The 12,471-nt window shown below is 67.9% G+C and carries 13 protein-coding genes; 10 read left to right on the plus strand and 3 right to left on the minus strand.

The features are described 5' to 3' along the window. Positions 1–373 precede the first annotated feature (373 nt). Together ACZ6ZP_RS32265 and ACZ6ZP_RS32270 are read left to right on the plus strand one after the other, a co-directional pair. Positions 374–568 carry a hypothetical protein gene (locus ACZ6ZP_RS32265; RefSeq protein WP_366464334.1) on the plus strand — a complete coding sequence of 65 codons (195 nt, stop codon included), beginning with the start codon at positions 374–376 and terminating at the stop codon, positions 566–568. Continuing rightward, positions 565–975 (plus strand): hypothetical protein, encoded by a 411-nt coding sequence (locus ACZ6ZP_RS32270; RefSeq protein WP_399979912.1) that lies wholly within the window; start codon positions 565–567, stop codon positions 973–975. Before ACZ6ZP_RS32265 ends, ACZ6ZP_RS32270 begins: the two co-directional genes overlap by 4 nt. Positions 976–1,049: 74 nt before the next feature. Here ACZ6ZP_RS32270 and ACZ6ZP_RS32275 read toward each other — a convergent pair whose 3' ends face one another. Next, positions 1,050–1,370, minus strand: a complete 321-nt coding sequence (locus tag ACZ6ZP_RS32275) for a DUF397 domain-containing protein (RefSeq protein WP_351165656.1) — start codon at positions 1,368–1,370, stop codon at positions 1,050–1,052. 400 nt (positions 1,371–1,770) lie between these two features. On the opposite strand from ACZ6ZP_RS32275, the gene rpsO reads away from it, so the two are divergent. The 5 genes from rpsO to ACZ6ZP_RS32300 all read left to right on the plus strand — a co-directional run bounded on the left by rpsO (position 1,771) and on the right by ACZ6ZP_RS32300 (position 7,414). Beyond that, a complete protein-coding gene (gene rpsO, locus ACZ6ZP_RS32280) occupies positions 1,771–2,058 on the plus strand; it encodes a 30S ribosomal protein S15 (protein WP_351165658.1) in 288 nt (95 codons plus the stop codon). Positions 2,059–2,556: 498 nt separating this feature from the next. Continuing rightward, on the plus strand, positions 2,557–4,773 hold the full coding sequence (locus tag ACZ6ZP_RS32285; RefSeq protein WP_351165661.1) for a polyribonucleotide nucleotidyltransferase: 2,217 nt from the start codon (positions 2,557–2,559) through the stop codon (positions 4,771–4,773). Then, complete coding sequence (locus tag ACZ6ZP_RS32290) at positions 4,770–6,149, plus strand: M16 family metallopeptidase (RefSeq protein WP_351165663.1); 1,380 nt, start codon at positions 4,770–4,772, stop codon at positions 6,147–6,149. Before ACZ6ZP_RS32285 ends, ACZ6ZP_RS32290 begins: the two co-directional genes overlap by 4 nt. Positions 6,150–6,189: 40 nt before the next feature. After that, complete coding sequence (dapB, locus tag ACZ6ZP_RS32295; protein ID WP_469409333.1) at positions 6,190–6,942, plus strand: 4-hydroxy-tetrahydrodipicolinate reductase; 753 nt, start codon at positions 6,190–6,192, stop codon at positions 6,940–6,942. A 19-nt stretch (positions 6,943–6,961) separates the two neighbouring features. Then, positions 6,962–7,414, plus strand: coding sequence for a hypothetical protein (locus tag ACZ6ZP_RS32300; RefSeq protein WP_351165667.1), 453 nt, complete (start codon positions 6,962–6,964; stop codon positions 7,412–7,414). Between the two features lie 9 nt (positions 7,415–7,423). On the opposite strand, the gene ACZ6ZP_RS32305 is transcribed toward ACZ6ZP_RS32300, so the two are convergent. Both ACZ6ZP_RS32305 and ACZ6ZP_RS32310 read right to left on the minus strand, forming a co-directional pair. Beyond that, positions 7,424–7,984 carry a PH domain-containing protein gene (locus ACZ6ZP_RS32305; protein ID WP_351165669.1) on the minus strand — a complete coding sequence of 187 codons (561 nt, stop codon included), beginning with the start codon at positions 7,982–7,984 and terminating at the stop codon, positions 7,424–7,426. Positions 7,985–8,093: 109 nt separating this feature from the next. Then, positions 8,094–8,333 (minus strand): hypothetical protein, encoded by a 240-nt coding sequence (locus tag ACZ6ZP_RS32310; RefSeq protein WP_351165671.1) that lies wholly within the window; start codon positions 8,331–8,333, stop codon positions 8,094–8,096. A 191-nt stretch (positions 8,334–8,524) separates the two neighbouring features. Between ACZ6ZP_RS32310 and thyX the strand changes: the two genes are divergently transcribed. The 3 genes from thyX to ACZ6ZP_RS32325 all read left to right on the plus strand — a co-directional run bounded on the left by thyX (position 8,525) and on the right by ACZ6ZP_RS32325 (position 12,177). Then, positions 8,525–9,265: an FAD-dependent thymidylate synthase gene (gene thyX / locus ACZ6ZP_RS32315; RefSeq protein ID WP_249587375.1), complete on the plus strand. Its 741-nt coding sequence runs from the start codon at positions 8,525–8,527 to the stop codon at positions 9,263–9,265. Positions 9,266–9,455: 190 nt separating this feature from the next. Continuing rightward, the gene (gene dapA, locus ACZ6ZP_RS32320; protein WP_351165673.1) at positions 9,456–10,355 is read left to right on the plus strand and encodes a 4-hydroxy-tetrahydrodipicolinate synthase; all 900 of its coding nucleotides are present in this window, start codon (positions 9,456–9,458) and stop codon (positions 10,353–10,355) included. A gap of 136 nt (positions 10,356–10,491) precedes the next feature. Then, positions 10,492–12,177 carry a ribonuclease J gene (locus tag ACZ6ZP_RS32325; protein WP_351165675.1) on the plus strand — a complete coding sequence of 562 codons (1,686 nt, stop codon included), beginning with the start codon at positions 10,492–10,494 and terminating at the stop codon, positions 12,175–12,177. Positions 12,178–12,471 lie beyond the last annotated feature (294 nt).

Consider the following 12,471-nt stretch of genomic DNA (forward strand, 5'->3'; position numbering starts at 1 on the left):
CCCTACTCAACAATCCGGTCTCGGCATCCGGGGCCCGCGCCACCCCGCCCCGGGCCGCGCATGCGTTTTGGGGTGAAGTGCAGAGGAGCTTCGGGGTGGAGTGCGGAGGAACTGACGCTCCACGGACCGGCGTTGACCGCGGTGCGGCCGACACGCTGGATCAACGGCCCGAGCGCCCACGTACGATCATGCGCTTCCCCCCGGTGCCCCCATGTAGACGGCCCGATACCGCTGCCCCCCACAGATGCAGACAAAGAACTCACGACGTGAGCTTCGGCCCGCCTCCTCCTCCTTCTTCCTTCACCCAGTCCACGCTGGTAGCGGACGGAGCTCGCAGGAATTGTCATCTGCGGGGTCACCCGTCATGTGACGGGTGGAAGGCCGCACAGCGGTGCTCCACAGGTCCAAGAACGATCCCGAGGCACTGTGCAACCAGGTGGCCTTCGTCGACATCGACACGGGCGAGAGGGTCTGGGGCAAGGCGTCCCCGACGTCCGAGACCGTGTTCGGGACGATCGCGGGAAGCGGCGCGCGACCATCGGGCTCGAAGGCGGTCGCCATGTCGTGAACTGTTCGCTCGCGAGAGGCTTCGGCGCGGTCGACGACTGCCCCTCGACGGTGGTCAGTGACGACCAGGTCTTCGTCATGAGCCGCGAGGACCCGCACGGCGACATGGTCAACAACGCGAATCGCGTCGTGTCGTTCGACCTCGGGACGGGCAAGACCGTCATGAAGTTCGAGTCGGGGAGCGATCAGCTGCTCCATCCCTTGCGGATGAGCGGTGACCAGCTCCTCGCGTACCGGGAGAGCGGCGACCGCATCACGCCCATGGGACTGACGAGCCTGAACCCCCGGCCCGGCAAGGAGACCCCGTACTTCTTCTTCGGCACCAGGAAGGCCTCAGGGCGGCCCAGTGCCGAGAAGAAGAAGGAATGGTCGTGGCTGGTCATCGGCATCGAGGGCGCGAAGCACTAGATCCACGCGCACCCCGGCGGGGGAGCGGCCTCGGGAGGCCGGTCAGTCCACGTCCCAGTTAGCCCACGTCCCGGTCAGCCCACGTCCCGGCCGGCACTCTGCGGCGGCGTCGGCTCCAGATCGAATTCCCCGTCCCGCGCCCCGAGCACAAAGGCCCGCCACTCCGCCTCGGTGTACCGCAGCACCGTCTCGGGCTCGATCGACGACCGCATGGCCACCGCGCCGTCCGGCAGGTACGCGATCTCGACCCGCTCCTCGTGCGCCTCGGTGCCCGGTGCGCTGTGCCACTCGACGCCGGAGATGTCGAGAGCGTAGAGCTCGTTCTTCTCCCGCTCCTTGCGCGCTGCGACGTCCTCGTCCTGCGCCTGGGCGCTCGTGCCCTCTGTCTCGGCCATGGTGGGACGGCCCCTTCCCGACGTGCGAATCCGACGTGCGAACGGTGCGAACGAACTGCCCGCTCAGCGTACTGGGGGCCTGGAGCCGTGGAGCGGGTATCCGATCACGCTCACACCAGGGAGGGAGAACCGCTCACGGCAGGGTGGAGAATGAGGTAGGGGACACCTTGCGGAGCGGGCGGAGCAGGCACCTTTCGGGGCCCCGGTCAAGCTCCCACAAGCCGACTGGTACCCTGTGTAACGGCCGTATGTGTACGCGTCCCCAGACCCCCTCGATCGAGTACGTGATCGAGGCCCCGGAGACAGCGCCCAGCGGACCTAGCCTCCCGAGTTATGGAAGCTCCCCTGCGATTTAGACCAGGGGCACTCGGTGGCCACGTAAAGACTACGAGGAGTAAGCGTGTCGCTCGACGCCGCTACGAAGAAGCAGATCATGACCGAGTTCGGCCAGAAGGAGGGCGACACCGGCTCCCCCGAGGTCCAGGTCGCCATGCTCTCCCGCCGGATCTCGGACCTGACCGAGCACCTCAAGACCCACAAGCACGACCACCACTCCCGTCGTGGTCTGCTGATCCTGGTCGGTCAGCGCCGCCGTCTGCTGCAGTACCTGGCCAAGAAGGACATCGCGCGCTTCCGTGCGCTGGTGGACCGTCTGGGCATCCGTCGCGGCGCGGCGGGCGCCAAGTAAGACATCGTGAAGGGGGCGGTTCCCACGCAAGAGGGGACCGCTCCCTTTGCTGTATGCGCGATCCGTGCCGACAGCGAAGGCGACAGTGGCGGTGACGTCACTGAGTACGTCATCGCCGAGCACGACATCGCCGTACAGCTGAGCACGACGTAGCCGTACACAAGAGCGCCGTACACGATGTACGCACGCTCTACGTGCGAAGTGTCACCAGCGCTTTGTAGTCTGGTCGCACAACGTCATACGCACACCCATACCGGACTGGGCAGAATCGGACTGCACGGTTCGGAGACGTAGCGGCGTCGCACATGGCGACGAGACGACGTCACACCGAACGAGGAGAAGCGCACCTCAAGGAAAGCCGCCGCCGGTCCTCGGTAGTGGCCCCCGGGTACAGCCCGGGTGCTTCGATCGAAGACCGGCCCGCACCAGAAGGAGCGCTTCTCCGCCACCGTCCCCGTGCCACACGGGCCAAGGGACGAAGACGAGGAGAAAACGCTAGTGGAGAACGAGACCCACTACGCCGAGGCTGTTATCGACAACGGCACTTTCGGCACCCGCACCATCCGCTTCGAGACGGGCCGCCTGGCCAAGCAGGCCGCAGGCTCCGCCGTCGCGTACTTGGACGACGACACCATGGTGCTGTCGGCCACCACCGCTTCCAAGCGGCCCAAGGACCAGCTCGACTTCTTCCCCCTCACGGTGGACGTCGAGGAGCGGCAGTACGCCGCCGGCAAGATCCCCGGTTCGTTCTTCCGTCGTGAGGGCCGTCCCTCCGAGGACGCGATCCTGACCTGCCGCCTGATCGACCGCCCGCTGCGTCCTTCCTTCAAGAAGGGCCTGCGCAACGAGATCCAGATCGTCGAGACGATCATGGCGCTCAACCCCGACCACCTGTACGACGTGGTCGCGATCAACGCCGCCTCCTGCTCCACGCAGCTGGCAGGACTGCCCTTCTCCGGTCCGATCGGCGGCACGCGTGTCGCGCTGATCAAGGGCCAGTGGGTCGCCTTCCCGACGCACACCGAGCTCGAGGACGCCGTCTTCGACATGGTCGTCGCCGGTCGCGTCCTGGAGGACGGCGACGTCGCGATCATGATGGTCGAGGCCGAGGCCACCGAGAAGACCATCCAGCTCGTCGCGGACGGCGCCGAGGCTCCCACCGAGGAGATCGTCGCCGCCGGTCTGGAAGCCGCGAAGCCCTTCATCAAGGCGCTCTGCAAGGCCCAGTCGGACCTCGCCGCCAAGGCCGCCAAGCCCACCGGCGAGTTCCCGGTCTTCCTGGACTACCAGGACGACGTGCTCGAGGCCCTGACCGCCGCCGTGAAGTCGGAGCTCTCCCAGGCCCTGACCATCGCCGGCAAGCAGGAGCGCGAGGCCGAGCTGGACCGCGTCAAGGAGATCGCCTCCGAGAAGCTGCTCCCGCAGTTCGAGGGCCGCGAGAAGGAGATCTCCGGTGCCTACCGCGCGCTGACCAAGAACCTGGTCCGCGAGCGCGTCATCAAGGACAAGGTCCGCATCGACGGCCGTGGCGTCACGGACATCCGTACGCTCGCCGCCGAGGTCGAGGCCATCCCGCGCGTGCACGGTTCGGCGCTGTTCGAGCGTGGCGAGACCCAGATCCTGGGCGTCACCACCCTCAACATGCTCCGCATGGAGCAGCAGCTCGACACCCTTTCGCCGGTGACGCGCAAGCGCTACATGCACAACTACAACTTCCCGCCGTACTCGGTCGGCGAGACCGGCCGCGTGGGTTCGCCCAAGCGCCGCGAGATCGGCCACGGCGCGCTCGCCGAGCGCGCGATCGTGCCCGTGCTCCCCTCGCGCGAGGACTTCCCGTACGCGATCCGTCAGGTCTCCGAGGCCCTCGGGTCGAACGGCTCGACGTCCATGGGCTCGGTCTGCGCCTCGACGATGTCGCTGCTGAACGCCGGTGTGCCGCTGAAGGCCGCCGTCGCCGGTATCGCCATGGGTCTGATCTCGCAGGAGATCGACGGCCAGACGCACTACGTCGCCCTCACCGACATCCTCGGTGCGGAGGACGCGTTCGGTGACATGGACTTCAAGGTCGCCGGTACGAAGCAGTTCGTGACCGCGCTCCAGCTCGACACCAAGCTCGACGGCATCCCCGCCTCGGTCCTGGCCGCCGCGCTGAAGCAGGCCCGTGACGCGCGTCTGCACATCCTGGACGTCATGAACGAGGCGATCGACGTTCCGGACGAGATGTCCCCGAACGCGCCGCGCATCATCACGGTCAAGATCCCGGTGGACAAGATCGGTGAGGTCATCGGCCCGAAGGGCAAGATGATCAACCAGATCCAGGAGGACACCGGCGCCGACATCACGATCGAGGACGACGGCACCATCTACATCGGTGCCGCCGACGGACCGGCCGCCGAGGCCGCCCGCGCCACGATCAACGGCATCGCCAACCCGACCATGCCGGAGGTCGGCGAGCGCTACCTGGGCACCGTCGTGAAGACGACGACCTTCGGTGCGTTCGTGTCCCTGCTCCCGGGCAAGGACGGTCTGCTGCACATCTCGCAGATCCGCAAGCTCGCCGGCGGCAAGCGCGTGGAGAACGTCGAGGACGTCCTCGGTGTGGGCCAGAAGGTCCAGGTCGAGATCGCCGAGATCGACTCGCGCGGCAAGCTCTCCCTCATCCCCGTCGTCGAGGGCGAAGAGGGCGACGACACGAAGGACGACACCGACAAGTGACGTCGCGTAGCACCACGACGACGGCCCGCCCCTCTTCGGAGGGGCGGGCCGTCGCCCGTACCCAAACCCTCCTCAAGGGCAAGGACGGCATCGGAACGGTTCGCCGTACGACGCTGCCGGGCGGCCTCCGCGTCGTCACCGAGACCCTGCCCTCCGTACGCTCCGCGACCTTCGGGATCTGGGCGAACGTCGGCTCCCGCGACGAGACCCCGGCTCTGAACGGCGCCACGCACTACTTGGAGCACCTGCTCTTCAAGGGCACCAAGAAGCGCAGCGCCCTGGACATCTCGTCCGCCCTTGACGCGGTCGGCGGCGAGATGAACGCCTTCACGGCCAAGGAGTACACGTGCTACTACGCACGCGTGCTCGACACCGACCTGCCGCTCGCCATCGACGTCGTCTGCGACATGCTGACGGGCTCCCTGATCCTCCAGGAGGACGTCGACGCGGAGCGCGGCGTCATCCTCGAAGAGATCGCGATGACCGAGGACGACCCGGGCGACTGCGTGCACGACCTGTTCGCGCACACGATGCTCGGCGACACCCCGCTCGGCCGCCCCGTCCTGGGCACCGAGGAGACGGTCAACGCCCTGAACGCGGACCGGATCCGCCGCTTCTACAAGAAGCACTACGACCCGACGCACCTGGTGGTCGCGGCCGCGGGCAACGTCGACCACAACAAGGTCGTACGTCAGGTCCGTGCCGCCTTCGAGAAGGCGGGCGCCCTGCACCGCACCGACGCGACGCCGGTCGCCCCGCGCCAGGGCTCCCGCGCCCTGCGCACGGCGGGCCGCGTCGAGGTCGTCAACCGCAAGACCGAGCAGGCCCACGTCATCCTCGGCATGCCGGGCCTGGCCCGCACGGACGAGCGCCGCTGGGCCATGGGCGTCCTGAACACCGCCCTCGGCGGCGGCATGTCATCGAGGCTCTTCCAGGAGGTCCGGGAGAAGCGCGGCCTGGCCTACAGCGTGTACTCGTACACGTCGGGCTTCGCCGACACCGGCCTCTTCGGCGTGTACGCGGGCTGCCGCCCGAGCCAGGTGCACGACGTGCTGAAGATCTGCCGCGACGAACTCGACCAGGTCGCCGAGCACGGTCTGTCGGACGACGAGATCGGGCGCGCGATCGGCCAGCTCGCGGGCTCCACCGTCCTCGGTCTCGAGGACACCGGTGCGCTGATGAACCGCATCGGCAAGAGCGAGCTGTGCTGGGGCGAGCAGATGTCGGTCGACGACATGCTGGCCAGGATCGCCGCGGTCACCCCGGACGACGTCCGTGAGGTCGCCCGCGAGGTCCTCGGCCACCGTCCGTCGCTTTCGGCCATCGGCCCGCTCAAGGACAAGCAGGCCGCCCGCCTGCACGAAGCGGTCTCCTAACCCCTTAGCGGTCTCCTAACTCCCTTAAGGAATCAGGCACATGAGCAAGCTGCGCGTGGCGGTCGTCGGAGCAAAGGGCCGGATCGGCTCCGAGGCCGTCCGAGCCGTCGAGGCCGCCGACGACCTGGAACTGGTCGCGGCGCTCGGCCGGGGCGACAAGCTGGACACGCTGGTCGAGGCCGGCGCCCAGGTCGCGGTCGAACTGACCAACCCCGACTCGGTGATGGGCAATCTGGACTTCTGCGTGCGACACGGCATCCACGCCGTCGTCGGTACGACGGGCTGGACGGACGAGCGCATCACGCAGCTGGAGACCGCGCTGGCCGCATCGCCGAAGACGGGCGTCCTGATCGCCCCGAACTTCTCCATCGGCGCGGTCCTCACCATGAAGTTCGCGCAGATCGCGGCGCCGTACTTCGAGTCCGTCGAGGTCGTCGAGCTGCACCACCCGAACAAGGCCGACGCCCCCAGCGGCACCGCCACGCGCACCGCCCAGCTCATCGCCGAGGCCCGTCGGGAGGCGGACAGCGCCCCGCAGCCGGACGCCACCTCGACGGCGCTCGACGGCGCGCGCGGCGCGGACGTCGACGGCGTCCCGGTGCACTCCGTGCGGCTGCGCGGCCTCCTGGCCCACCAGGAGGTGCTCCTTGGCGGTGAGGGCGAGACCCTGACGATCCGGCACGACTCGCTGCACCACAGCAGCTTCATGCCGGGCATCCTGCTCGGCGTACGCCGTGTGGTGAGCACTCCGGGCCTGACGTTCGGCCTGGAACACTTCCTGGATCTGAACTGACACGGACCGGCTGACCCTCATGCGAGCAAAGATCACTTACGCCGTCACGGCTGCCGTCCTGGTCGTCTACTTCGTCCTGGTCGGCAGCCGCGGCGTGCTCCTGATACAGCACGGCACCGCGCTCACCGTCACGTTCGGCGTCGCGGTGCTCATCCTGCCGTTCATCGGCATCTGGTTCCTCTGGAAGAACACGCAGTTCGTCCAGCGCGCCAACCGTCTGGCCGCCGAGCTGGAGGCCGAAGGCGGCCTGCCCGTCGACGAGTTGAAGCGCACGCCCGGCGGCCGGATCGACCGCGACTCGGCCGACGAGGTCTTCGCCCGGCGCAAGGCCGAGACCGAGGACGCCCCGGACGACTGGCGCTGCTGGTTCCGCCTGGCCGTGGCCTATCACGACGCCCGGGACACCCCGCGCGCGCGAAAGGCGATGCAGCGCGCGATCGCGCTGCGGGCGGGCCGACCGGTGAACGTCTAGCTCTGGGGATCAGGCGGTGCGGCGGTACTCGTCGGCCCACACCTCGATGGAGTCGGCCGCCCGGTTGAAGGCCTCGTGCCGGGCCAGGAAGTCGGCATTGCGGTCGGTGAGCAGGAAGGACGGCCCATCGGCCCGCTGATCCCGTCGTACGAGGATGAGCGCCTGCCCCTGTACCGTGCGGGGAAGACCCAGCCACCGCACGGGCTGCTGGGTCGTACGCACCGTCACGACCTGGTCCCACGGCACGGTCTGCGTCGTCAGGAAGGACACACGACGCAGTCCGTGCGCGCTCACCCAGGTGCCCACCCGCAGCAGCCGCAGCGCGCTCACGATGATGACCGTCGCGAGCCCCGCGCAGATCGCGGCACCCGCGAGGGAGTCCGCGAACGCGATGATCACGGCGGCGACCAGGACGTACGAGGCGAGCAGCAGAAGCAGTGCGGACGCCCCCACCCGCCACGGCCCCGGCCGGTAGGGCCGCCGCCAGTGGTCGCGATCGTCGAACGGCAGCGGGGCGTCGTCCGCTGTCTCGTCAAAGGCGCGGTCCGCCGTCAGAAAGGGCAGGGGCACGACTGAATCCTCACTCGATCCACGCACGGTCTGTGCCCGGTGAGGCTACCGAGCCCTGCTCACGCCTACCACCCTTGGGGGTCCGGACGGGGCAGGGCCGAGACGGTCGTCATCGACCGGTCGAGGCCTCGGACTGCTGGGTCTGCGCGGGTGACTGCTCGGGCGACAGGGCGGGCATGCCGACCAGCAGGGAACCCGCGAGGCCGGCGACGACGACCAGGCCGACCAGGGTGCGGCCCACGACCTGAGCGGCCGAAGGGCGCTCTCGGGGTGGGGGAGTGACATTGCTGCGGAACTTGTCGGCTTCGGCGATGAAGGCGAACGGTACGGGCTCGCGCCGACGGAACATGATGTGCGTTTCTCCTCACGCGACTCGAACGAAACTCTGTTGTCTAGACAGACGCTCGAAACGCCCAAATGGTGCCCGGTTTCGCCAAATTCGCCGAAGATTGTCGTGGCGAGGCACCGAACGGCCGATTGTCAGTGCCGGGCCATAGAGTGGGCGCCGCCCGAGTGATGCACATGGAAGGACCCGCGCCAGTGAGCGAGACCCCCACCGAAGACCTCAAGCCCAGCTTCCGCAGCGAGGTCACCGTCGAGTTGGTGAAGCATGCCGCGACCGACTCCGACGTCCTGTGGGCCGCCCGTGTCTCCACTGCCGGGGAGCAGTCCCTGGAAGAGCTCCAGAAGGACCCGGAGCGCTCCAAGGGCCTGATCAACTATCTGATGCGGGACCGCCACGGCAGCCCCTTCGAGCACAACTCGATGACGTTCTTCATCAGCGCCCCGATCTTCGTCTTCCGCGAGTTCATGCGACACCGCGTGGGCTGGTCGTACAACGAGGAGTCGGGCCGCTACAGGGAGCTCCAGCCGACGTTCTACGTCCCGGACGAGTCCCGCAAGCTGGTCCAGGAGGGCCGCCCCGGGAAGTACGTCTTCGTGGAGGGCACCCAGGCCCAGCAGGAGCTCACGGGCCGCGTCATGGAGGACTCGTACCGCCAGGCGTACGAGGCGTATCAGGAGATGCTCGCCGCCGGCGTCGCCCGCGAGGTCGCCCGCGCGGTCCTGCCGGTCGGCCTCTTCTCGTCGATGTACGCGACGTGCAACGCCCGTTCGCTGATGCACTTCCTCGGCCTGCGCACGCAGCACGAGCTCGCCAAGGTCCCGTCCTTCCCGCAGCGGGAGATCGAGATGGTCGGCGAAAAGATGGAGGAGCACTGGGCCAAGCTCATGCCCCTCACGCACGCCGCGTTCAACGGCAACGGACGCGTGGCTCCGTAAGGCACTGATGTACGGGTGGGCTGAGTGAGGTGTCCGTATTGCGGCATTTCGGGAAGTTCATCTAGCCTGATCAAACGGACCCGGCACTGCTTGAACCCCCGAGCAGGCAGTGCCGGGCTCCTCACTTGTCAGGTCCGCACACATCCCCCGAGGGGGGACCACGCGCTGAGCAGCGAGTAGCGTGTTACCCATGGCTCCGACCTCCACTCCGCAGACCCCCTTCGGCAGGGTCCTCACCGCTATGGTCACGCCCTTCACGGCGGACGGCGCACTCGACCTCGACGGCGCTCAGCGACTCGCCGCCCACCTGGTGGACGCAGGCAATGACGGCCTCGTCATCAACGGCACCACCGGTGAGTCGCCGACCACCAGCAACGCGGAGAAAGCCGATCTCGTCCGAGCCGTAGTGGAAGCAGTCGGAGACCGCGCCCACGTCGTGGCGGGCGTCGGCACGAACGACACCCGCCACAGCATCGAGCTCGCCCGCGACGCCGAGCGTGTCGGCGCCACCGGCCTCCTGACGGTCACGCCGTACTACAACAAGCCCCCGCAGGAGGGCCTGCTCCGCCACTTCACCGCGATCGCCGACAGCACCGAGCTGCCGGTCATGCTCTACGACATCCCCGGCCGCAGCGGCGTACCGATCAACACCGAGACGATCGTCCGCCTGGCGCAGCACCCGCGGATCGTCGCCAACAAGGACGCCAAGGGCGACCTCGGCCGCGCCAGCTGGGCCATCGCCCGCTCCGGCCTCGCCTGGTACTCCGGCGACGACATGCTGAACCTCCCGCTGCTCTCCGTCGGCGCCTGCGGCTTCGTCTCCGTGGTCAGCCACGTGGTCACCCCGGAGCTGCGCGCGATGATCGACTCGTACGTCACGGGTGACGTGCAGAAGGCCACCGAGATCCACCAGAAGCTGCTCCCGGTCTTCACGGGCATGTTCCGTACGCAGGGTGTGATCACCACGAAGGCGGCGCTCACCCTCCAGGGCCGCCCCGCGGGACCGCTGCGGCTGCCCCTGGTCGAACTGTCGCCCGACGAGACGGCCCAGCTCAAGATCGATCTCGCCGCCGGCGGGGTACAGCTCTGACCACAGACTTCACAACTGAATACGCGTAACACCGCGGGACACGGTCCTGCACCCACACCAAACAACTGCTACTGCACGAACGTCATGCGCGCCACGTGCCCTGGAGGTACGTGGCGCGTGTGGTGAGGAGAGTCTTTTGAGTCATCCGCATCCTGAACTCGGCGCCCCGCCGAAGCTCCCGAAGGGCGGCCTGCGGGTCACCCCGCTCGGCGGCCTCGGTGAGATCGGCCGCAACATGACCGTCTTCGAGTACAACGGTCGCCTGCTGATCGTCGACTGCGGAGTGCTCTTCCCCGAGGAGGAGCAGCCCGGAATCGACCTGATCCTGCCGGACTTCACGTCCATCAGGGACCGCCTCGACGACATCGACGGCATCGTGCTCACGCACGGCCACGAGGACCACATCGGCGGTGTCCCCTATCTCCTCCGCGAGAAGCCGGACATCCCGCTGATCGGCTCCAAGCTGACGCTCGCGCTCATCGAGGCGAAGCTCCAGGAGCACCGCATCCGTCCGTACACGCTCGAGGTCGTCGAGGGCGACCGCGAGCGTCTGGGCCCGTTCGACTGCGAGTTCATCGCGGTCAACCACTCCATCCCGGACGCCCTGGCCGTCGCCATCCGCACTCCCGCGGGCATGGTCGTCGCCACCGGCGACTTCAAGATGGACCAGCTGCCGATGGACGGCCGCCTCACCGACCTGCACGCGTTCGCGCGGCTGAGCGAGGAGGGCATCGACCTCCTCCTCTCCGACTCGACGAACGCCGAGGTCCCGGGCTTCGTCCCGCCGGAGCGCGACATCTCGAACGTGATCCGGGGCGTCTTCGCCGGCGCCCAGAAGCGGATCATCGTCGCGAGCTTCGCCAGCCACGTCCACCGCATCCAGCAGATCCTGGACGCGGCCCACGAGTACGGCCGCAGGGTCGCCTTCGTCGGCCGCTCGATGGTCCGCAACATGGGCATCGCGAGGGACCTGGGCTACCTGAAGGTCCCGCCGGGCCTGGTGGTGGACGTCAAGACGCTCGACGACCTCCCCGACAGCCAGGTCGTGCTCGTCTGCACGGGCTCGCAGGGTGAACCGATGGCCGCCCTCTCCCGGATGGCCAACCGCGACCACCAGATCCGCATCGTCCAGGGCGACACGGTGATCCTGGCGTCGTCGCTCATCCCCGGCAACGAGAACGCGGTCTACCGCGTGATCAACGGCCTGACCCGCTGGGGAGCGAACGTCGTCCACAAGGGCAACGCGAAGGTGCACGTCTCCGGCCACGCGTCGGCGGGCGAGCTCCTGTACTTCTACAACATCTGCAAGCCCAAGAACCTGATGCCGGTGCACGGCGAATGGCGCCACCTGCGCGCCAACGCCGAGCTGGGCGCCCTCACCGGCGTCCCGCACGACCGCATCGTGATTGCCGAGGACGGCGTCGTCGTCGACCTCGTCGAGGGCAAGGCGAAGATCGTCGGCAAGGTCCAGGCGGGATACGTCTATGTCGACGGCCTCTCGGTCGGCGACGTCACGGAGTCCTCCCTCAAGGACCGCAGGATCCTCGGCGACGAGGGCATCATCTCGGTCTTCGTCGTGGTGGACTCCAGCACCGGCAAGATCACCGGGGGCCCGCACATCCAGGCCCGTGGCTCCGGCATCGACGACTCGGCCTTCTCGGCCGTCATGCCGAGGGTCCAGGAGGTCCTGGAGAAGTCGGCCCAGGACGGCGTCGTGGAGCCCCACCAGCTGCAGCAACTCATCCGCCGCACGCTGGGCAAGTGGGTCTCGGACAACTACCGGCGACGCCCGATGATCCTTCCCGTGGTCGTCGAGGTCTGACCCGACACTGCGTGAACTTGGAGCGGGGCGCCTCGATTTGCATCGGGGCGCCCCGCTCCAGTACGTTTACGTCTCCGCCTGAACGGGAAGCACCCGGCACTCACGTGCTCGGAGCCACCCGAACCGGGCGGGGAATTCCGACTCAGAATCTCTGATAAAGTCGGAACCGCCGGAAAGGGAAACGCGAAAGCCGAAAGGCCGGAGCGGAAACCTGAAAGGCACCGAGGAAAATCGGACACGAAAGAGTCTGATAGAGTCGGAAACGCAAGAACAGAAACAAAGAAACACCGAAGG

It is taken from the genome of Streptomyces sp. NPDC054047 (assembly GCF_055585065.1).

Coding starts and splice junctions, on each gene's coding strand:
- ACZ6ZP_RS32300 (WP_351165667.1), top strand. CDS start 6,962: ATGCGAGCAAAGATCACTTACGCCGTCACGGCTGCCGTCCTGGTCGTC.
- dapB (WP_469409333.1), top strand. CDS start 6,190: ATGAGCAAGCTGCGCGTGGCGGTCGTCGGAGCAAAGGGCCGGATCGGC.
- ACZ6ZP_RS32310 (WP_351165671.1), bottom strand. CDS start 8,333: ATGTTCCGTCGGCGCGAGCCCGTACCGTTCGCCTTCATCGCCGAAGCC.
- dapA (WP_351165673.1), top strand. CDS start 9,456: ATGGCTCCGACCTCCACTCCGCAGACCCCCTTCGGCAGGGTCCTCACC.
- ACZ6ZP_RS32275 (WP_351165656.1), bottom strand. CDS start 1,370: ATGGCCGAGACAGAGGGCACGAGCGCCCAGGCGCAGGACGAGGACGTC.